13 protein-coding genes, 1 tRNA gene and 2 pseudogenes are annotated in these 20859 nt (G+C 55.0%); 9 read left to right on the top strand and 7 right to left on the bottom strand.

What is annotated here, in order from left to right; all coding sequences use genetic code 11:
• The first annotated feature begins 1 nt into the window (after window position 1).
• From tssK to JY391_RS20125, 9 genes and pseudogenes are all read left to right on the top strand, one after another.
• Window positions 2-1345, top strand: coding sequence for a type VI secretion system baseplate subunit TssK (tssK, locus tag JY391_RS20165; RefSeq protein WP_211934912.1), 1344 nt, complete (start codon window positions 2-4; stop codon window positions 1343-1345).
• Between the two features lie 3 nt (window positions 1346-1348).
• On the top strand, window positions 1349-2167 hold the full coding sequence (icmH, locus tag JY391_RS20160; protein ID WP_229264075.1) for a type IVB secretion system protein IcmH/DotU: 819 nt from the start codon (window positions 1349-1351) through the stop codon (window positions 2165-2167).
• Between the two features lie 11 nt (window positions 2168-2178).
• Window positions 2179-4977, top strand: coding sequence for a type VI secretion system ATPase TssH (gene tssH, locus JY391_RS20155; protein WP_211934911.1), 2799 nt, complete (start codon window positions 2179-2181; stop codon window positions 4975-4977).
• A complete protein-coding gene (gene vasI / locus JY391_RS20150; protein WP_211934910.1) occupies window positions 4974-5726 on the top strand; it encodes a type VI secretion system-associated protein VasI in 753 nt (250 codons plus the stop codon). The genes tssH and vasI overlap by 4 nt, the downstream gene beginning before the upstream one ends.
• Window positions 5727-5730: 4 nt before the next feature.
• Window positions 5731-7152, top strand: coding sequence for a type VI secretion system protein TssA (gene tssA, locus JY391_RS20145; RefSeq protein WP_508617247.1), 1422 nt, complete (start codon window positions 5731-5733; stop codon window positions 7150-7152).
• 51 nt (window positions 7153-7203) lie between these two features.
• Complete coding sequence (gene tssM / locus JY391_RS20140; protein ID WP_309568845.1) at window positions 7204-10689, top strand: type VI secretion system membrane subunit TssM; 3486 nt, start codon at window positions 7204-7206, stop codon at window positions 10687-10689.
• Window positions 10690-10698: 9 nt separating this feature from the next.
• Window positions 10699-12091: pseudogene (locus JY391_RS20135) on the top strand (VasL domain-containing protein).
• Complete coding sequence (locus JY391_RS20130) at window positions 12057-12536, top strand: Hcp family type VI secretion system effector (protein ID WP_042289682.1); 480 nt, start codon at window positions 12057-12059, stop codon at window positions 12534-12536. The pseudogene JY391_RS20135 and the gene JY391_RS20130 overlap by 35 nt, the downstream one beginning before the upstream one ends.
• A 644-nt stretch (window positions 12537-13180) precedes the next feature.
• Window positions 13181-13396, top strand: a complete 216-nt coding sequence (locus tag JY391_RS20125) for an AcrVA2 family anti-CRISPR protein (protein WP_211934908.1) — start codon at window positions 13181-13183, stop codon at window positions 13394-13396.
• 283 nt (window positions 13397-13679) lie between these two features.
• Here JY391_RS20125 and JY391_RS20120 read toward each other — a convergent pair.
• The 7 genes and pseudogenes from JY391_RS20120 to aspA all read right to left on the bottom strand — a co-directional run bounded on the left by JY391_RS20120 (window position 13680) and on the right by aspA (window position 20735).
• Window positions 13680-13755 (bottom strand) — tRNA-Phe (locus JY391_RS20120).
• Window positions 13756-13870: 115 nt separating this feature from the next.
• A pseudogene (locus tag JY391_RS20115) lies at window positions 13871-14908 on the bottom strand (DUF1176 domain-containing protein); the annotation flags it as partial.
• Between the two features lie 208 nt (window positions 14909-15116).
• A complete protein-coding gene (locus JY391_RS20110) occupies window positions 15117-15692 on the bottom strand; it encodes a transcriptional regulator (RefSeq protein ID WP_042289679.1) in 576 nt (191 codons plus the stop codon).
• 36 nt (window positions 15693-15728) lie between these two features.
• Window positions 15729-17441, bottom strand: coding sequence for a protein-disulfide reductase DsbD (locus tag JY391_RS20105; protein ID WP_211934906.1), 1713 nt, complete (start codon window positions 17439-17441; stop codon window positions 15729-15731).
• Window positions 17417-17764, bottom strand: a complete 348-nt coding sequence (gene cutA / locus JY391_RS20100) for a divalent cation tolerance protein CutA (RefSeq protein ID WP_211934905.1) — start codon at window positions 17762-17764, stop codon at window positions 17417-17419. The genes JY391_RS20105 and cutA overlap by 25 nt, the downstream gene beginning before the upstream one ends.
• Before the next feature lie 118 nt (window positions 17765-17882).
• Window positions 17883-19184: an anaerobic C4-dicarboxylate transporter DcuA gene (gene dcuA, locus JY391_RS20095; RefSeq protein ID WP_042289670.1), complete on the bottom strand. Its 1302-nt coding sequence runs from the start codon at window positions 19182-19184 to the stop codon at window positions 17883-17885.
• Between the two features lie 114 nt (window positions 19185-19298).
• The gene (gene aspA / locus JY391_RS20090; RefSeq protein WP_042289667.1) at window positions 19299-20735 is read right to left on the bottom strand and encodes an aspartate ammonia-lyase; all 1437 of its coding nucleotides are present in this window, start codon (window positions 20733-20735) and stop codon (window positions 19299-19301) included.
• Between the last annotated feature and the right edge of the window lie 124 nt (window positions 20736-20859).

Raw genomic sequence — 20859 nt, 5'->3', positions numbered from 1 at the left:
AATGGCGACCATGAAAAACAGGGTGATCTGGCAGGAAGGTCTGTTTGCCCTGCCGCAGCACTTCCAGCAACAGCAGCGTAATCAGGAATATTTGTTGAACCAGCGTATGAGTGCGCAGGATGATTTTGCCTGGGGATTCACCTCGCTGTCGATCAATACCGAACTGCTTGCTCAGGGAAAACTGATGCTGGACTACGCAGCAGGCTGTATGCCAGATGGCACGGTGTTCAGCATCCCGGAGCAGGATCAACTTCCTCTGCCATATCAGCCGATTGATCTTTCCCGGCCTGGCAGCAACGACATTTACCTTGCGTTGCCTGTTATCAGCGATATCACCTGTGAAATCGAAGGACGCCGGAGCGCAGGGCAGGGAACGGAGCGTTATCGCCTGGCGCAGGCTGACATTCGCGATTTACATTCTGATGACGGCGACGTACAGCCCATCGTGCTGGGACAACTGGCCCCCAAAATCGTCAGCGGCGCGGACGACCTCAGCGCGATGGTCACGCTGCCGCTGTGCCGTATCCGCAGCCAGCAGTCTGGTGGTGCGCTGGTACTGGATGACAGCTTTATCCCGACCTGTCAGGCCATTCGCGTCAGCCCGGTGCTGAACGGATTTGCCGGTGATGTACAGGGACTTCTCAGCAACCGCGCCAGCGAGCTGGCAAAACGTATCGGTTCGCCGGAGCAGAGCGGTATTGCGGATGTGGCCGAGTTTATGATGTTACAGATGCTTAACCGCAGCCAGATGCACTTCACTCACCGTACTCACCTGCACACCCTGCATCCGGAGATGTTTTATCTGGATCTGGTTCGGCTGTTGGGTGAATTGATGACTTTTACGGAAGACAGCCGTCTGCCCTGTCCGGTAGAGCATTACGACCACCGCAACCTTACGCAGTCGTTTAATACCGTGATCCCGGAGCTGCGCCGGGCGCTTAATACTGTGCTGATGCCGCGTGCGCAGAATCTGCCGCTTGTCCTCTCTGACGGGTTTTATGTCGCCACGGTTAACGATCCGACCCTGCTGCGCTCCGGCAGTTTCATTCTGGCGGTGCGCGCGCGGATGCCGCACAGCCAGCTTATCCACCAGTTCACCCAGCAGTCAAAAATCGCGGCCACCAACAAAATCCGCGATATGGTCAGCGTGCAGGTACCGGGCGTACCGCTGACGCCACGGACCGCCGCACCGCGTCAGTTACCGTACCACGACGGCTTTGTTTACTTTGAACTGGACAAAGGCGCTGCCGCCTGGCAGGACGTGGCAAAGGCCGGTGCGCTGGCGCTGCATATCTCCGGTACTTTCCCTGAGTTGGGCATACAACTGTGGGCGATAAGAGGTTAAGCCATGAGCGAGCAGTTCGTCCCGTTTGCCGGTCAGAATGCCCCTCAGGCCACAGGGAATACGCAGGATAATGTGAGTGTTGCGGCACAGGATGCGGGCAATGAAATCTCTGGTCGCCAGTATCGGTTGCCCCTGCGCGGCAACAGCATAAACCCGATGATTGACGCCGCCACGCCACTGCTGGGGATGGTGATGCGTGTGGACGGGATGAACAGCCAGAGTATGCCGGAACACCTTTTTGCTCAGGTGGTGACGGACGTTCAGGCCGTGGAGCAACTGCTTCAGGAACAGGGCTACGAGCCGGGTGTGATTATCTCGTTCCGCTATGTTCTCTGCACCTTTATTGATGAGGCTGCGCTGGGCAATGGCTGGTCGAACAAAAACGAATGGATCAAACAGTCGCTGCTGGTGCATTTTCACAATGAAGCCTGGGGCGGCGAAAAGGTGTTTATCCTGCTTGAACGCCTGATCCGTGAACCCAAACGCTACCAGGATTTGCTTGAGTTTTTGTTTCTGTGTTTTTCGCTGGGGTTTCGCGGGCGCTATAAGGTGGCCGCACAGGAGCAGGGCGAGTTTGAGCAGATATACCGCCGCCTGCACCATGTCCTGCACCAGCTTCGCGGCGATGCGCCGTTTCCACTGCTGCACCAGGATAAGAAAACGCAGGGCGGACGCTATCAGCTCATGACGCGCCTGACCATTAAACATGTTTTTGTTGGTGGTGCTGCCGTGCTGGCGTTGTTTTATCTGTTCTGGATGCTGCGCCTGGATAGCCAGACGCAGGATATTTTGCATCAACTGAACCGGCTGCTTGCCAGGTAAGGACACAACATATGATCCAGATTAATCTGGCCTCTCTGGTTAAGCATCTTAACCCATTTTCCCGGCAGGCGCTGGAAGCTGCTGCGGCAGAATGCATGAGTCAGCAGGCAACAGAAATCACCGTGGCGCATGTGCTGTTGCAGATGCTGGCAGCGGTGCGCAGCGACGTGAGAGTGATTGCTGACCAGGCTGAAATCGATACGCATGCGCTTCGCCGGGCGCTGACGGTGGAAAATTACACGACGGCGCGTTCGACAGACAGCTACCCGGCATTTTCGCCGATGCTGGTCGAGTGGCTGAAAGAGGGCTGGCTGCTGGCCTCTGCCGAAATGCAGCACCGCGAGCTGCGCGGTGGCGCACTGTTGTTGGCCCTGCTGCATTCACCGTTGCGCTATGTCCCGTCTGCTGCCGCACGGTTGCTCACCGGTATTAACCGCGATCGACTGCAACAGGACTTCGCCGAGTGGACGCGGGAGTCGGCGGAGTCAGTTGTGTCGGATGCTGGTGGACAGGCCGTTGGAGTCACAACAGATACCGGTGACACTCTGCTCGGCCGTTATGCCAAAAATATGACCGCAGACGCCCGTAATGGCAAACTCGATCCGGTCCTGTGCCGCGACAATGAAATCGACCTGATGATCGACATCCTCTGCCGCCGCCGTAAAAACAATCCGGTAGTGGTCGGTGAGGCCGGTGTCGGTAAAAGTGCGCTGATCGAAGGGCTGGCGCTGCGCATTGTCGCAGGTCAGGTGCCAGACAAACTGCGCGACACCGACATTATGACGCTGGATCTTGGCGCATTGCAGGCAGGCGCATCGGTGAAAGGCGAGTTTGAGAAGCGCTTTAAAGGATTGATGGTGGAAGTCATTCAGTCGCCCAGACCCGTCATTCTGTTTATCGACGAAGCCCATATGCTGATTGGCGCGGGCAACCAGCAGGGCGGGCTGGATATCTCCAACCTGCTCAAACCGGTACTGGCGCGCGGCGAGCTGAAAACCATCGCCGCCACCACCTGGAGTGAATACAAGAAATATTTCGAGAAAGACGCCGCCCTGTCGCGCCGTTTCCAGTTGGTGAAGGTCAGCGAACCCACGGCGGCGGAAGCCACCGTTATCCTGCGCGGGCTGTCGGCGGTGTATGAGCAGTCCCACGGCGTACTGATTGATGATGAGGCGTTACAGGCTGCGGCAACGTTAAGTGAGCGCTATCTTTCTGGCCGTCAGTTGCCGGATAAAGCCATTGATGTGCTGGATACCGCCTGCGCCCGCGTGGCGATCAACCTCTCTTCGCCACCGAAGCAAATTTCGGCGCTGACCACGCTGAGTCATCAGTGTGAAGCGGAGATCCGCCAGCTTGAGCGCGAGATCCGCATCGGACTGCGAACTGATACCTCGCGGCTGACGGAAGCGATCGTGCAGTATGACGAAACCCTGACTGAACTTGATGAACTGGAGGCCGCGTGGCATCTGCAGCAGACGCTGGTGCAGGAAATCATTGCACTGCGTAAGGGGTTGCTGGACGAGCAGGATGCCACCGACAACGACAAAACAGCTACGCCTGAAGCAGAGATAACGGACAGTGATGCCACAACGGTGGACGATCCGGTAACAGAGGTGACGAACATTGAGTCGGTAACGGCGGATGAAGCAGAACAAGGGTATTCTGAGCCTGCCATCATCCCGACAGAGCGCCTGGCGCAGTTAACCGCCGAACTGAACGCCCTGCACCGCACGCAGTTACTGGTTTCCCCACACGTCGATAAAAAGCAAATCGCCGCCGTGATTGCCGAATGGACCGGCGTGCCGCTTAATCGCCTGTCGCAGAATGAAATGTCGGTGATCACCGATCTGCCGCAGTGGCTGGGCAACACCATCAAGGGCCAGGACCTGGCAATTCAGCACCTGCACAAACATCTGCTCACCGCGCGTGCCGACCTTCGCCGCCCCGGTCGACCGCTCGGCGCGTTCCTGCTGGCTGGCCCCAGCGGTGTGGGCAAAACCGAAACCGTACTGCAACTGGCAGATCTGCTTTACGGCGGTCGCCAGTATCTCACCACCATCAATATGTCGGAGTTCCAGGAAAAACACACCGTTTCGCGCCTGATTGGTTCCCCTCCGGGCTATGTCGGCTACGGGGAAGGTGGTGTGCTGACCGAAGCAATTCGCCAGAAACCGTATTCTGTGGTGCTGCTCGACGAAGTGGAAAAAGCCCACCCCGACGTGCTTAACCTGTTCTACCAGGCGTTTGATAAAGGCGAAATGGCCGATGGCGAAGGTCGTCTGATCGACTGCAAAAACATCGTCTTTTTCCTGACCTCCAACCTCGGCTATCAGGTGATTGTTGAGCATGCCGACCATCCGGAACTGATGCAGGAAGAGCTGTACCCGGTGCTGGCTGACTTCTTCAAGCCCGCATTGCTGGCGCGTATGGAAGTGGTGCCCTACCTGCCATTATCTAAAGAGACGCTCTCGGTCATTATCGCCGGGAAGCTGGCAAGGCTGGATAACGTGCTCCGTACCCGCTTTAACGCGGAAGTGGTGATTGAACCTGCCGTGACCGACGAAATCATGCAGCGTGTCACCCGCGCCGAAAACGGCGCGCGAATGCTGGAATCGGTGATTGACGGCGAGATGTTGCCGCCGCTGTCGCTGCTGCTGTTGCAGAAAATGGCGGCGAACACGGCGGTTGCCCGCATCGTACTGGGCGTGGCGGATGGCGCGTTTATCGCTGACGTCGAAGATGCGCCGGATGACGCTGCGGCGGACGACATGCAGCCGGAGCAGGAAGCAGAGGATATCGCCGCGTTATGAGCAAAATGCAGGTTTTCCGGAAAACCGGGCTACCGTTGATGATGCTATTCGCCAGCCTGGTACAGGCGGAGACGCCTGCAAAACTGGCGGCAGCCGTACTGCCGGGGATTACTGTGCCGCAGTCGCTAGTTGCCGTGCCGGAAACCAACGCACAGACAACGCTCAGCGCCATGATGGCCTGTCGCCGGGAGCCTGCAGCGCTGGAGCGGCTGGACTGCTATGACCGCATTCTGGCACCCGTTCAGCCCGGTTTTGACGGTGCGGTAGTGAAATCCCGTTATGAAGGCGAAGCCTGGAAACGGGCTTTCGCCCAGGAAAAGCAGCGTCTGGACAATTCCACCACACTGCTGATAACGCAGAGCGATGGGGAACGCCCCACGGTAATTATTACCACACCTTCTATCGGTAACGTGCCGCCGCGTCCGGTGCTGATGTTCAGTTGCGTGGACAACATCACCCGGATGCAGGTGGCGCTGACGCACGCCATGACGCCCAGTGATATCGCCGTGACGCTGACCACTGACCACGGACGCTTTCAGTCTCACTGGTTTATCCGCGAGAACGGTACGCTGCTGGAATCCAGCCGGGGGCTGTCCGGCATCGACGAAATTAAACAGCTTTTCGGCGCAAAGACCCTGACCATCGACACCGGTACAGACGGTGCTGCCGGGAAACTGACATTTAACATTGACGGGCTGGCAAAAATCATTGCGCCGCTGCGCGATGCCTGTCACTGGGCGGGAGAATAATAAAATGGCAATGGACTTACGCAACCCGGATACCTGGATTTCGCACCTGCTGGAAAATCTGCCGGAAGACAAACTGGCCTGCGCACTGAAAGACGATAACCCTGACTGGGAATATATCGACGGTGAAATGCTTAAACTCGGCTCGCTGGCACACAGCCAGTTAGATATCCCGGAAATTCAGCGCCGGGGGGTGACGCTCCTGGCATCGGAAAGCAAGGATTTTCGCCTGCTGGCTCATCTGTTACGTACCCTGCAACACGCCGGTGATCCGCTGCTGGCGCTGCGTTTGCTGGCACTGTATGTGGAGCATTACTGGACGGTGGCGGCACCGGGAATGGCGCATAAAAAACGTTTTGCCGCCCAGGTCATAAAGCGTTTTGAGGCAGGTATCCCCTTTTTTGCAGAAAATGCCGCCGCGATGCAGCGCGATGCCCTGTTGGGGGATCTGGCAAAACTGGCGCTACTGTGGCAGGGCAGCAACGCCACAGAACTGGCGCAGGCAACGGACGATGTTGCTGCGCTGTACCAGCGGGCGTTTCGCGACAGCGAACCTGCCACGACGCCCGTTTCTGCACAAACTGCCGTCACGTCTGTACCGCTTTCTGCCGCGCCGGTCGCGTCTGCCTCTGCGTCGTCTCCGGTAGCGCCCGCGCCAGTGGTGAATATCGACAGCCATGACGACAAAGCCTGGCGCGATACATTGCTGAAAGTCGCCACTATTTTATGCGAGCGCCAGCCGGACGCGCCGCTGGGCTACCGTCTGCGTCGCCATGCGCTGTGGCTGGCAATTACCTCCGCGCCGCAGGCTGAAAGTAACGGACGTACACCGCTGGCTGCGTTCCCTGCCGACATGATGGATGATTACCAGGCGCGCCTGAACAATGCTGATATAACGCTATGGCAACAGATAGAGAAAAGCGTCCTCCTGGCGCCCTACTGGTTTGACGGCCATTACCTTTCAGCACAGGCAGCGCAGCGACTTGGCTACACCGCCGTGGCAGAGGCTATTCGTGAAGAGGCTGCGGGTTTTCTCACCCGTTTGCCGCAGCTTTCCACCCTGCTGTTTAACGACCATACGCCCTTTATCAGCAGTCAGACAAAACAGTGGCTTACTGGCACACCTTCCACCGGCCAGCCCGCATCAGCACAGCAATCCGGCGAGGAATGGCAGAACGCCAGAGCCTGTTTTACTGAACAGGGGCTGGAGGCCGCATTACGGTATCTGGATACGCTGCCCGAAGGCTCCCCCCGTGACCAGTTCTACCGCCAGTATTTTGGCGCACAACTGATGGACGATGCCGGAATGGCAAAAATGGCACAGCAGCAGTACCGGATGCTGTTCAAAACTGGCTTGCGAATGGCGCTGGCAGACTGGGAGCCATCGCTACTTGAGCAGCTTGAACAGAAGTTCACGGCAGAACAGTAAGAGATAACAGGAGTTTTTGTGAGATTACCGACCCCCCGACTGTTTAGTGGCATGAGATCTGTCCTGCGACCCGCGATGCCACGGTTTAAGGTCTCTGCGTTCTGGCTGCTGATGCTGGCATGGATTGTGCTGCTGGTATGGATCTGGTGGAAAGGTCCGTCATGGTCGCTGTACGGCGAACAGTGGCTTAAACCGCTGGCGAACCGCTGGCTGGCGACGGCGGCCTGGGGGATTATCGCCCTGGGATGGCTGACCGTCCGGGTGATGAAACGCCTGCAACAGCTTGAGAAACAACAAAAACAGCAGCGAGAGGAAGCGCAGGACCCGCTGAGCGTCGAGCTGAATGCGCAACAGCGTTACCTCGACCGGTGGCTGCTGCGACTGCAACGCCATCTCGATAACCGTCGTTACCTGTGGCAACTGCCGTGGTATATGGTCATCGGCCCTGCCGGAAGCGGTAAAACCGCACTGTTACGGGAAGGTTTTCCATCCGATGTTATTTATACGCCGGAAACTGCGCGCGGCGCAGAACAACGTGTGTACCTGACGCCGCATGTTGGCAAACAGGCGGTGATTTTTGATATTGACGGCGTACTCTGTGAACAGCCGGATGCTGATGTCCTGCACCGCCGGTTATGGGAGCACGTTCTGGACTGGCTGGTGGAAAAACGCGCCCGCCAGCCACTGAACGGGATCATTATCACACTTGACTTACTCGACCTGTTGACGGCTGACAAACGCCGCCGCGAACATCTGTTGCAGACGCTGCGCAGCCGTTTACAGGATGTGCGCCAGCACCTTCACTGCCAGTTGCCGGTTTATGTGGTACTGACCCGACTGGATTTATTACACGGCTTTGCCGCCCTGTTTCAGTCACTGGATAAAAAAGATCGCGATACGATTTTAGGCGTGACCTTCACCCGCCGCGCCCATGAAAACGAGGACTGGCGCGCAGAGCTGGATGCTTTCTGGCTGACATGGTGTGATCGAATGAACCATGCCATGCTGGATCTGATGCTCACACAGACGCATATGCGAAGTTCCCTGTTCAGTTTTTCCCGCCAGATACAGGGGAGCCGGGACTTCCTGGCGGCCCTGCTTGACAGCCTGCTGGATGGTGAAAATATGGATGTGATGCTGCGCGGCGTATACCTTACTTCGTCGCTGCAACGGGGGCAGATGGATGATCTTTTTACGCAGTCTGCCGCCCGGCAGTACCGGCTGGACGGCAGTCCACTGAGCGCCTGGCCGCTGGTGGATACTGTATCTTACTTTACCCGCAATCTGTTTCCACAGGCACTGCTGGCCGAGCCGAATCTGGCCGGAGAAAGCCGTGCCTGGCTGATAAGCAGCCGCCGCCGTCTGACGGCCTTTTCCGCCGTGGGTGGGGTGACCGCATTACTGTTAATCACCGGCTGGCATCATTACTACGGGGTTAACTACGCCTCCGGCGTCCAGGTGCTGAAACAGGCTGAAGCCTTTATGTCTATACAACCGCCACAGGGGATGGATGAATACGGTAATCTGCAACTGCCATTACTTAATCCGGTTCGTGACGCCACGCTTGCTTATGGCGACTGGGGCGATCGCAGCCGACTGGCCGATATGGGGCTGTATCAGGGCAGGCGTATCGGACCTTATGTGGAACAAACCTATCTACAACTCCTTGAGCAACGCTACCTTCCGGCGCTTTTTAATGGCCTGGTGAAAGAACTGAATGCCGCCCCGCCGGAGAGCGAAGAAAAACTCGCCGTGTTGCGTGTCATGAGAATGTTGGAAGATAAGAGCGGGCGTAGTAATGAGGTAGTAAAGCAGTATATGGCAAAGCGCTGGAGTGAAAAATTTCACGGCCAGCGGGATATCCAGACGCAGCTGATGTCGCACCTCGACTATGCCCTGAAGCATACCGACTGGCACGCAGAGCGGGCAGCAGGCGATGGTGACGCCATCAGCCGCTGGACGCCGTATGACAGTCCGGTGGCGGTAGCGCAGAAAGAGTTAAGCAAGTTGCCGGTTTACCAGCGCGTCTACCAGAGTCTGAAAACACGGGCGCTGGGCGTTCTGCCCGCCGATCTGAACCTGCGCGATCAGGTGGGTCCGACATTCGATCAGGTCTTTATTTCCTCAGATGATAATAAACTGATTGTTCCACAGTTTCTTACCCGCTATGGCCTGCAAAGCTATTTCGTCAGACAGCGTGATGCGTTGATTACGCTGACGGCAATGGACTCTTGGGTACTGAACGTTACTCACAGTGTGAAATACAGCGAGGCTGATCGTGCTGAAATCCAGCGCCAACTGACAGAGCAGTATATCAGTGACTACACCGCCACCTGGCGGGCGGGGATGGATAATCTCAACGTGCGCGACTATGAATCCATAGTCCAATTGACCCGTGCACTCGAGCAGATTATCAGTGGCGACCAGCCCTTACAGCGGGCGCTGACGGCGTTGCGGGACAACACGCGGCCCGCGGTTCTCCCGGAAAAACTCTCTGATAAAGAGCGTGAAGAGGCACAGGAAGAGCCGGATTACCGTTTGCTGACGCGCCTCGGACACGAGTTCGCATCAGAAAACAGCGTACTGGCAGTGCAGAATAATAAAGAAAATACCCTACAGGCGGTGTATCAACAGTTGACCGAACTGCACCGTTACCTGCTGGCTATCCAGAATGCGCCGGTGCCGGGAAAATCGGCCCTGAAAGCCGTCCAGTTACGTCTTGATCAGAACAGCAGCGACCCGATATTTACTACCCGTCAGATGGCGAAAACACTGCCAGCGCCGCTTAATCGCTGGGTGGGAAAACTGGCAGATCAGGCCTGGCATGTGGTGATGGTGGAAGCCGTTCATTATATGGAGATTGACTGGCGTGACAACGTAGTGAAACCTTTTAACGAGCAACTGGCAAATAACTACCCATTCAACCAGCGTTCATCGCAGGATGCGTCACTGGATGCATTTGAACGTTTCTTTAAACAGGATGGCGTGCTGGACACCTTTTATCAGCAGAACCTGAAACTGTTTATTGAAAATGACCTGAGTCGTGACGGGGATGACGGTGTGATTATCCGTGAGGATGTCATCCGGCAACTGGATACCGCACAGAAAATCCGCGACATCTTCTTCAGTAAACAAAATGGCCTGGGAACGCAGTTCGCGGTAGAGACCGTTTCGCTTTCCGGTAACAAGCGCCGTAGCGTGCTGAACCTTGACGGCCAGTTAGTCGATTACAGTCAGGGGCGTAACTACACCGCTCATCTGGTCTGGCCGAATAACATGCGCGAAGGCAATGAAAGCAAGCTGACGCTGGTTAGCGTCAGTGGTGGTGCACCGCGCAGCATCAGCTTCAGTGGGCCGTGGGCGCAGTTCCGCCTGTTCGGGGCTGGACAGCTAACCAGCGTGAAAGAGGGGTCATTCAGTGTGCGCTTTAACGTGGACGGTGGCGCGATGGTCTACCGGATACACGCGGATACCGAAGACAATCCGTTCAGTGGCGGGCTGTTCAGCCATTTCCGGCTGCCGGATACGCTGTACTGAGGAGGCAGGATGAACAACGATGTACTGACACAAACTATCGTGACCGGCAGCGATCCGCGCAATCTGCCGGAGTTCGTCGCTATCCGCGAAGAAATCAATAAGGCCAGCCATCCGTCGCAGCCGGAAATGAACTGGAGGCTGGTGGAATCGCTGGCGCTGGCGATTTTTAAGGCCAATGGTGTGGACCTGCATACAGCCACCTACTACACCCTGGCGCGTACCCGCACGCAAGGGCTGGCCGGTTTTTGTGAAGGAGCCGAGCTGCTGGCGGCAATGATTACCCGTGAATGGGACAAATTCTGGCCGCAGGGTGGATCTGCACGCACCGAGATGCTGGACTGGCTCAACACCCGTACCGGAAATATCCTGCGCCAGCAGACATCCTTTGCGGAAAACGACCTGCCGCTGTTGTACCGTACCGAGCGGGCCTTACAGCTTATCTGCGACAAACTCCAGCAGGTGGAACTGAAGCGCCAGCCGCGCGTGGAGAACCTGCTGTATTTTGTGCAGAACACGCGCAAACGCCTGGAGCCGCAACCCCGGAATAATGCAGATGCTGTCACCCAGACCACCGTCAGAACACTGGTCTATGCCCCGGAAAGTACCGCGCCCACGGCCACTGAGATTATCGCTCCGCTCCCCGACCTGCCGGAGATGCGGGTGGAAGTCCGTGGTCTGGCTGATAATGACGGTATCGCCGGGCAGGGCAGCCAGGTGAAAGGTTTTATGGCGGGCGTTGTCGCGGCTGCGGTTATCGCTGTCGCGCTCTGGTGGTGGCAGGTGTACCCGATACAGCGGCAACTGGCACAGGTCAGGGATACGGCACAGGGTGCGGCGATGGTCTGGCTGGCATCGCCTGACCTGGACAGCTACGGACAACGACTGCAACAGCTTCCTGATACCCCGCCACTGCAACTGCTGGAGACAGGTATGCAGATGACCCGTACCGCCGACAGCCGCTGGCCTGAGAGCCAGCTACAGCAGCAGGCGAGTGCCAAATGGATTGAAACACTGAAAACCCGCGCACAGGGCAGCCCGCAACTTCGAGGTTGGCTCCAGACCCGTCAGGATTTACATGCCTTTGCTGACCTGGTGATGCAACGCGAGAAAGAGGGACTAACGCTTTCTTATATTAAGAATGTTATCTGGCAAGCAGAGCGGGGGCTGGGACAGGAAACGCCGCTGGAGTCCCTATTGACGCAGTACCAGGACGCTCGCGATCAGCGACAGAATACCGACGCGCTGGAAAAAAAAATCAATGAACGGCTGGACGGCGTGTTAAGCCGCTGGTTGCTGCTGAAAAACGGCGGAATGACGAAAACGGAAACCAAATCCGGAAAATAACAACGAAATTGAAGGAGTTTATTATGGCAAATCTGGTTTATCTTACACTGAACGGTGATCTGCAGGGACTGATTTCTGCAGGCTGTGCTTCTATGGCCTCTATTGGCAACAAAGCGCAGATTACGCATATGGATCAGATAATGGTGCTGGGGCTGTCCCACGGGCTGACCCGCTCACAAAATGTTAATCATCAGACGCTGGTTATCCAGAAGCCGGTGGATAAATCCTCCCCGTTGCTGACTAAAGCCATCAGCGAAAATGAATGCCTGACCTGCGATTTTGAATATTACCGCACCAACCGTTTTGGCATTAATGAGTTGTATTATAAAGTCAAACTTATTAATGCCCGTATCGCCAGCGTTAAGCATGTTGTACCGCATACAATCAATAACAGCCAGGGACAGCCGGAAGAGTCGGTGTCACTGACTTATGAAAGTATCACCCAGGAGCATTGTATCGCCGGAACGAGTGCGTACAGTCTGTGGGAAGAACGGCTTTTCTGAAGGAGAGGGAAATGAGCGGTCAGCCGTATGTGAATCAACCATTGTACGTAAAGGCATATTTTCAATAGGTACAATGTAGCAAAGCTTTAGCCCTGTCACTAGTGAAAGGGGTTAGTGCTTTCAGCGACCGATTCGGTGAAAAATTAATGGATACGCTGACGCAAATAGGTGATAGCGAAGGGCGTCTGTCTGTTTCTGGAAGAGAAGCAAACCTGTAGTGCGTTACGTTATTATGATCAACGTATGATAATACGTATCATTGAATTAATGAAACGTACAGATGCTATCTTTGATATGTTGTATTTGTGTATTATCTACGTTCTTCAAAGATATAATAATAAAATTCAACCCAGAATACTGGCAAAAGTTACCCGGTATATGGCTGACTGTAAGAATTATTCATCTTCATTATGCCAAAATCTTGAACTTGTTGATGAAAAAGTTGAAGGAATATTGTAACGACTTCAGGACCCTGGTGAAAAAGAGGATGAATTAGGATTCTTTAAGATGCAGTGAGTTTTTAAAGAAATTGACAGTGAGCGTCAACCTGTTGCATACCCGCTCGCCCAAACCCGTAAAAACCAAAAAAGGATTCAGAACGGATAAGGTCTTCGGTACGGGATTATCGGAGTGGATACGGAGGCATGCTTGCAACGTTATTAGATGACGCTGAGGGCAGTTTTGTGAACGGTTTAAAGGTTCGTTTCCATTTACGGCGCGGACACTGGCATGGCTTCTGGTTCGGAAGAAAATATGATTCAGAGGACAGGATTTTTCGTATCGCTGGCTGTCGCCATAAATTATTTGCGGCAGATGAAATGAAAGTATTATTTACTGATAGCGGTTTACCATGTTTGTAATCTCGGTGGCGAAAATTTTTTGATTTAACTAAGCAGATTACTGTCCTGTGAATGGTGTTTGGAAAAATGTTCTCAAGTTTTACATGATAAGATAGTATTTATCGACAAATTGACGACTAAATGACAACCCAATGCGTCCAGAGAGGTTAGTCGCTCCTGTCTAAGCGATCTGTTCTGACTGGAAAGAAGAAGCAGGACAGCGATATCAGCAGTCAAAGTAACCAAAAATCTACTTGAATCCCTAAAAGCAAAAACCCGCCTTTTAGGCGGGTTCTTTGAATAGTGGTGCCCGGACTCGGAATCGAACCAAGGACACGGGGATTTTCAATCCCCTGCTCTACCGACTGAGCTATCCGGGCAACGGGGCGCATTAAACCGTAATCACGCCCGCCAGTCAACCAAATTTCCTTAAAAGCAGTTCAACTGCTTAACTTTGCGGCGATTCGGGTACAATACAGCGATGTTAACCCACCATCACAGTGCGCCGTTATCGCCTTCCCGAAACTGCCAGTCGCTTTTTATCGACGTTGCCTGGCGCAGGCCGGAGATCGCATAGCCGCCCACAATATCACCTTTCCCAGCGGGCGAGCTAAGGACAACCTCGGCATCCACACCATGTTTATAAAATCCGTGATGGCTGAAGACGGTGCCGATATAACATTTCTCGTTTAGCCACACGGGAATCAGGGCGACGGTTTCTATGGTGTAATGGCCTGCTACGCCGCTGCTGTACCATTCCGCGTCTTCTGCTGAGATGCCTTCAGGAACCGGGCAGATAGCGGTGTCAGGCTGGTCAAGCGGGAGGTCTTTAAGCAGATGGTCCTGCATGACATCCAGCGTCCTGACTAGCCCCGCCTTGTCCTTGTCGCTCAGCGCAGGGGTCAAAGAGCGGCCTTCTTCTGCTGAGTCGATGACATTGAGCGTATAGCGATAGCGGAGGGTTACTACCGGCACCTTATTGTCTGTGCTGAACGGACGCAGCAGATAAATGTTATCTTCGCCAAAGACGCCGTTGAACCAAAGCGCGTACACCTGGCCGTTGATACGTACCCACTGGCTCCACTGGTTAGCACCGCGGCCATTTTCCGAAAATAACGCGCCGGGTACCCCAAAGTCATCGTCGTTAGCGTTTTCATTCACGGTAAAGAATGCGCTATCACCCCGTTTAAGCACGCCGGTATAGCTGAAGAGGCCCGTCCCGCCAATATAACTGTCGATAATGAGATCGCGCTTGCCATCGCCGTCCAGATCAACCAGCGTAAAATTCACCTGACCATTTTCTGCATAAGCGCGAATGTTGGAATGCAAAAATGCCCGCCATTCATCGTCACTGATTTCCGGTGAGGGTTTTGACGTCGGCTGCGATGAATCTTCCGTGTATGAAAGGGTGAATCTGGTGAGCTGGCCCGTCAGCGGGAACCGTTTGGCGATGTTGCTGAGATCGAGTTCAGGATCGGTTTTTTGTTGATCAATTAAGGCCTGATGAAGTGTTTTCAGGGCGACATTATCGCTATACCCGACCACCCGGCAGGCGCTCGTGTTATCACAGGCGACTTCCCGGTCTTTATGAGCAAATGCAACGCCGTTTAGCGGTGCGGCGAAGAAGGACGAAGAGAGAAGGCCCGTCAGAAGGGCGCAGGACAAGAGACGCATATAATTCCTTTTATTGGGTCGGTGCTGGCGAAATTATATGCGATTCAACGAGGTAACGAAATGAGAATCAGGTCAGCGCGCCACCCTGACGGCACTGGGCGAAGCGCAGAATGTCCTCCGCCAGACGGTGCGCCGTCTCCACGTCGGCCTGACTGCGGTTAACCAGCATGCGACTCAGGCAGCCTTCCAGCACCAGTTCCATCTGTTTTGCAACCATTGCCGGGTCGTCAACTTCCAGCGTGGTGAGCAGTTCGTGGGTAAAGTCATGCGCTGCGCGTTTTTGTTGATCCGCAAGTTGATGAATGGGATGCGCGGGATCGGGGTAAAAGGTGCAGGCGGCGATAAACAGGCAGCCGGGATAACGGTTATTGCTGACACATTCGGTTAGCGCCGCGTAGCGCGCCAGTAGCTTTTGTTCAGCGGTTTGAGTGTCGTCCAGCATCAGTTGGCGGCGCCAGATGTCTACCTGCTGACTCAGATAACGCAGGGCGTCATACAGCAGGGCCTCGTCGTCGGGCCAGAAACGCAGCATCTCTTCGAGCGGATAATCAACGCGCTCGGCCACCATCTCCAGCGTGGTATTGGCAATCCCATGGATCTCTAATAACTTTAGGGCTTCTGCCAGAACATCTTCACGTTGCACGGTATATTCCTCCCACTTTGCTGTTGCAAGTGTCGCTCACGGTTGGCGATCGCGCAAATGCGCGCTAAACGTTGCGGCGTCCATAAAGCCTGTTACTCGCGCCTGCGGGTGCTCCTGACCTTCTGCGTCAAAGAACAGAATGGTCGGCAGCCCAAGTACCTGTAAATGCTTCAGCAGCGCCACGTCCTGGGCGTTATTGCCCGTGACGTCAGCCTGTAACAGCACCGTGTCGCCCAACGCCTGTTTCACCTGCGGCGCGCTGAAGGTGTATTTCTCGAACTCTTTACAGGCGACACACCAGTCGGCGTACAGGTCGAGCATCACCGGTTTGCCTTTGGCCTGCGCCAGCGCCTGATTAAGTTCGTCGATATTGGATACCTGTTTAAAGCTCAGATGCGATTGCGTCTGCACAGGGGACGCGCCAAACGCCCAGTCCTGTAACGGACGCACGCTGACCAGCGCGGCCGCCAGCAACATTATCTGGACGAGACGTATCCAGCCGCGCGTTGCCTGCAGACTGGTGATAAACGCCCAGCCAAAGAAGGCGACGCCCAGCAGCGACCACAGGCGTAAGCCCCACGTATCGCCAACGATCCGCTCCAGCAAAAAGACCGGTAGCGCGAGGATCACAAAGCCAAACGCGGTTTTGACCTGCTCCATCCACGGTCCGCTTTTTGGCAGCAGGCGATTGCCGAAGACGGTGACCAGCATCAGCGGTAGCCCCATCCCGAGCGCGTACAGGTAAAGCGTGCCGCCGCCAAGCCACATATTTCCGCTTTGCGCGATATACAGCAGAATGGCGCTGAGCGGCGCGGTGGTACATGGCGAGCAAATCAGCCCGGCGATAGCGCCCATTGCAAATACGCCACCCGCAGAGCCGCCCTGCTGGCGGTTGCTCATCAGCGTCAGGCGAGTTTGCAGTGACGACGGTAATTGCAGCGTAAACAAACCGAACATCGACAACGCAAGAAGGGTGAAGACTATCGCGAGACCCACCAATACGTAGGGATGCTGAAGCGCGGCCTGGAACTGCAAACCTGCCGCAGCGACCACCAGGCCCAGCGCGGTATAGGTCAGCGCCATCCCCTGCACGTAGATAAAGGTCAGCAGCAGCGCCCGTCCGGTAGAAAGACGTTGTTTACCGCCCAGCACAATCCCGGAAATGAGCGGATACATCGGCAGTACGCAGGGCGTAAAGGCGATGCCAATGCCAATCAGCAACGCCCACAGCGCCGTGAAGGGAAGCTGCGCAGGCGGCGGTTCTGGCGGTTGAGCAGATTGCGGCGGGGCTGGCGTCGCGGCAGGCTGGGGCGCTGTGCTGGCAACCACTTCGCTTAGAGGGACGGTTTTTGTTTCCGGCGGATAGCAGAAACCAGCATCAGCGCACCCCTGGTAGGTGACCGTCAGCGTCGCGCCAGCCGCAGCCTGTAGAACATTGACCGGAACAGTCAGTCGCTTGCGGTAGATTTCACTTTTACCGTAGAACTCATCTTCATGCCAGACCCCCGCCGGGAGCGTGACGTCGGCAATCTTCGCCTGAGCAGACGTGATGTTAATCTGCTTGCGGTACAGATAATAACCGTCTTTCACCTGCCAGGTGAGGTTCAGGTCGTGCTGGTTTTGCTGAAAGTCAAAGGCAAAGGCCTGGTCAGCAGGAACAAAATTCGAGCGTCCCGGCGCGTCGAACAGGCCCGCGAAAGACGATGTGCTGCAAAGTAGCAGGATCAGCGTAAGGATGCGTTGAGCCATGAGAGGTAATCACTGTCTCCGTGAGTAACGGGTAAAACCAGAAGTTCGGGCGTTTGATAAGGATGATGCGACTTCAGGCAATCGAGTAAGTCTTGCTGGCGCGTCACCGATGTTTTCAGGATCATTTGCACCTCATATTCCTGCTCCAGCTTCCCTTCCCAGTAGTACAGAGAGGTCGCGCCGGGGATCAGCGTGGCGCAGGCGGCCAGCTTTTCAGCCAGCGCTTTAGCGGCCAGATCCTGAGCAGTGGCTTCATCCGGTGCGGTGCAAAGCACGACAACGGCATCGGGGATGGACTCGTCCTGACGGCTAACATCAAGCATAAACACCTCGAATGAGAGAAAGACCTGCAACGAAGGGGTCACTATACAATGGACGGCGGAAGGATGTTAGACAAAGGGAGGGGAAAAACGGGGCGTGAATACGCCCCGTGGGTCATACTTACAGCATGAAGCTGCCCAGCAGGAAGCCGAAGCAGACCGCCAGAACCACACCCAGCGTACCAGGGATGAAGAACGGGTGGTTGAAGACAAACTTACCGATACGCGTGGTGCCGGTGTCGTCCATTTGTACCGCCGCGACCAGCGTCGGATAGGTCGGCAGAATGAACAGACCAGAAACCGCCGCAAACGATGCGACCGCCGTCAGCGGAGAAACGTTCAGCGCCAGCGCCATCGGCATCAGTGCTTTTGCGGTTGCCGCCTGAGAGTAAAGCAGCGCAGAAGCAAAGAAGAAGATCACCGCCAGCAGCCACGGATGGCCCTGAATCACTTCACCCGCAGTATCTTTGATCCAGTCGATGTTGTGAGACACGAAAGTGTCACCCAGCCATGCCACGCCCAGGATACAAATACAGGCGCTCATACCGGCTTTGAAAGTACTGGAGTTGAGGATAGCGTCGGTTTCCACTTTGCACAGAATAGTGGTCAGCGTCGCGACGCTCAGCATAATGATCAGGATAGCATTAGTGGTGTTCATCAGCGGCTTCTCAACCAGACCGAGGCTTGGGCTGTTGATAATCGCGTAAACCACCACGCACACCACGCCCAGCAGGAACAGCCAGACGGAGCTTTTCGCCATTGGTTTGATGTCAATCTGCTTCTCGCCACGCAGTTCAATCAGACCTTCTTCCAGACGTTTACGGTATACCGGATCGTCAGAGAGTTTTGAGTTGAACAGCATGGTGACCAGGAAGGACATCACCAGAACCGCCAGCAGCGTGGACGGAATGACCACGGACAGCAGGTGGATGTAGCTAATGCCATGACCTTCCATCACAGAAGACATATACACCACCGCTGCGGAGATGGGCGATGCGGTAATCGCAATCTGTGCGGAAACCACTGCGGTGGACAGAGGACGGCAAGGCTTGATGCCTTGTTCCTTCGCCACTTCAGCGATAACCGGCAGCGTTGCCAGAGAGATGTTCCCGGTGCCTGCGAAAATAGTCAAAAAGTAAGTGACGATCGGTGCGAGGATCGTGATGTATTTTGGATTACGGCGCAGCAGCTTTTCCGTCTGGTTAACCAGATAGTCAAGACCGCCCGCGACCTGCATTGCGGAGATGGCAGCGATAACCGCCATGATGATGGAAATGACATCGAACGGGATATTACCGGGTTTCACGCCGATAGCGGCAAGAACCAGAACACCCAGCCCACCTGCAAATCCAATACCGATGCCCCCTAGTCTGGCGCCCAAAAAGATTGCCAGCAAAACAATGATAAGTTCGACAACTATCATATTAGCCTTCCTTGTTGTTTAACAAGTTGATATTAAATTGTTGTTATTTGGTAACTTCTTATATGAAAAAGGGCACGTCATCTGACGTGCCCTCTTTGGTACTACCCTGTATGATTACTGTTCGCTTTCATCAGTATAGCGTTTTGCTTTGTAAGCAGGGTGCATCAGGTTTTGTGCGGAGAAAATATCGTCTAGCTCTGCTTCAGTCAACAGACCACGCTCCAGCACCACTTCACGGACGCTCTTACCGGTTTCGGCGCAAATCTTACCAACGATGTCGCCGTTGTGGTGGCCGATGAACGGGTTGAGGTAGGTGACAATACCGATAGAGTTGAAGACGTACCCTTCGCACACGTCTTTGTTAGCGGTGATACCGTTAACGCATTTTTCCAGCAGGTTATAGCAAGCGTTGCTCAGAATGTGGATAGATTCGAACATCGCCTGACCAATAACGGGCTCCATCACGTTCAGCTGCAACTGACCCGCTTCAGACGCCATGGTAACAGTGGTGTCGTTACCAATAACTTTGAAGCACACCTGGTTTACGACTTCTGGCACAACCGGGTTCACTTTGGCTGGCATGATGGAAGAGCCCGCTTGCAGTTCCGGCAGGTTGATCTCGTTCAGGCCGGCACGTGGGCCAGAGGAGAGCAGACGCAGGTCGTTACAGATTTTGGACATCTTCACGGCAAGGCGTTTCAGCGCGCTGTGCACCATGACATAAGCGCCGCAGTCAGAGGTCGCTTCGATCAGGTCTTCAGCCGGAACGCAGGCGAAACCTGTTACTTCCGCCAGTTTCTGGACAGCCAGCGGGGAGTATTCTTTCGGGGTATTCAGACCGGTACCGATAGCCGTTGCGCCAAGGTTAACCTCCAGCAGCAGCTCGGCGGTACGCTCGATGTTTTTCACTTCTTCTTTCAGCAGGACGCTGAACGCGCGGAATTCCTGACCCAGCGTCATTGGCACCGCATCCTGCAACTGGGTACGACCCATTTTCAGGATGTCCTGGAATTCGACAGCTTTACGTTCAAAGCCTTCACGCAGCTGGTTAATGGCGTCGATCAGTTTAACGATAGAGGCGTAAACCGCGATGCGGAAACCGGTTGGGTAGGCGTCGTTAGTAGACTGACATTTGTTCACGTGGTCGTTCGGGTTCAGGTACTGATATTCACCTTTCTGGTGACCCATCAGCTCCAGCCCGATATTGGCCAGCACTTCGTTGGTGTTCATGTTAACGGAAGTGCCCGCGCCGCCCTGGTAGACATCTACCGGGAACTGGTCCATGCATTTGCCGTTATTCAGGACTTCATCACATGCGGCGATGATTGCATTCGCCACACTCTTAGGAATGGTTTGCAGCTCTTTGTTCGCCAGAGCCGCGGCCTTCTTCACCATTACCATTCCGCGCACAAACTCAGGGATATCGCTGATTTTGCTGTTGCTAATGTAGAAGTTTTCAATCGCTCTCAGAGTGTGAACACCATAGTAGGCTTCAGCTGGAACTTCCCTGGTACCCAACAGATCTTCTTCGATACGAATGTTGTTTAACATGTGAACCTTCTTTTTTAAAGCTGCCAATGAATGCACTAAACACACAGAACATATGTGGTTTCGATTGTTTCTTGACCGACGATTATCCCCTCCGTCAGTCTGGTATACGAGATCATATGCTGCT

The sequence above is a fragment of the Citrobacter sedlakii genome (genome assembly GCF_018128425.1).
GTDB lineage: Bacteria > Pseudomonadota > Gammaproteobacteria > Enterobacterales > Enterobacteriaceae > Citrobacter_A > Citrobacter_A sedlakii.
The sequence above is the reverse complement of the archived record's forward strand: the minus strand, read 5'-3'. Positions and strand labels throughout refer to the sequence as shown.

Excerpts from the sequence above, each read along its gene's own strand:
- tssK (WP_211934912.1), top strand. The coding sequence starts at position 2 with ATGGCGACCATGAAAAACAGGGTGATCTGGCAGGAAGGTCTGTTTGCC.
- tssA (WP_508617247.1), top strand. The coding sequence starts at position 5,731 with ATGGCAATGGACTTACGCAACCCGGATACCTGGATTTCGCACCTGCTG.
- JY391_RS20105 (WP_211934906.1), bottom strand. The coding sequence starts at position 17,441 with ATGGCTCAACGCATCCTTACGCTGATCCTGCTACTTTGCAGCACATCG.
- cutA (WP_211934905.1), bottom strand. The coding sequence starts at position 17,764 with ATGCTTGATGTTAGCCGTCAGGACGAGTCCATCCCCGATGCCGTTGTC.
- dcuA (WP_042289670.1), bottom strand. The coding sequence starts at position 19,184 with ATGATAGTTGTCGAACTTATCATTGTTTTGCTGGCAATCTTTTTGGGC.
- JY391_RS20130 (WP_042289682.1), top strand. The coding sequence starts at position 12,057 with ATGGCAAATCTGGTTTATCTTACACTGAACGGTGATCTGCAGGGACTG.
- icmH (WP_229264075.1), top strand. The coding sequence starts at position 1,349 with ATGAGCGAGCAGTTCGTCCCGTTTGCCGGTCAGAATGCCCCTCAGGCC.
- JY391_RS20125 (WP_211934908.1), top strand. The coding sequence starts at position 13,181 with ATGCTTGCAACGTTATTAGATGACGCTGAGGGCAGTTTTGTGAACGGT.
- tssM (WP_309568845.1), top strand. The coding sequence starts at position 7,204 with ATGAGATCTGTCCTGCGACCCGCGATGCCACGGTTTAAGGTCTCTGCG.
- tssH (WP_211934911.1), top strand. The coding sequence starts at position 2,179 with ATGATCCAGATTAATCTGGCCTCTCTGGTTAAGCATCTTAACCCATTT.
- aspA (WP_042289667.1), bottom strand. The coding sequence starts at position 20,735 with ATGTTAAACAACATTCGTATCGAAGAAGATCTGTTGGGTACCAGGGAA.
- vasI (WP_211934910.1), top strand. The coding sequence starts at position 4,974 with ATGAGCAAAATGCAGGTTTTCCGGAAAACCGGGCTACCGTTGATGATG.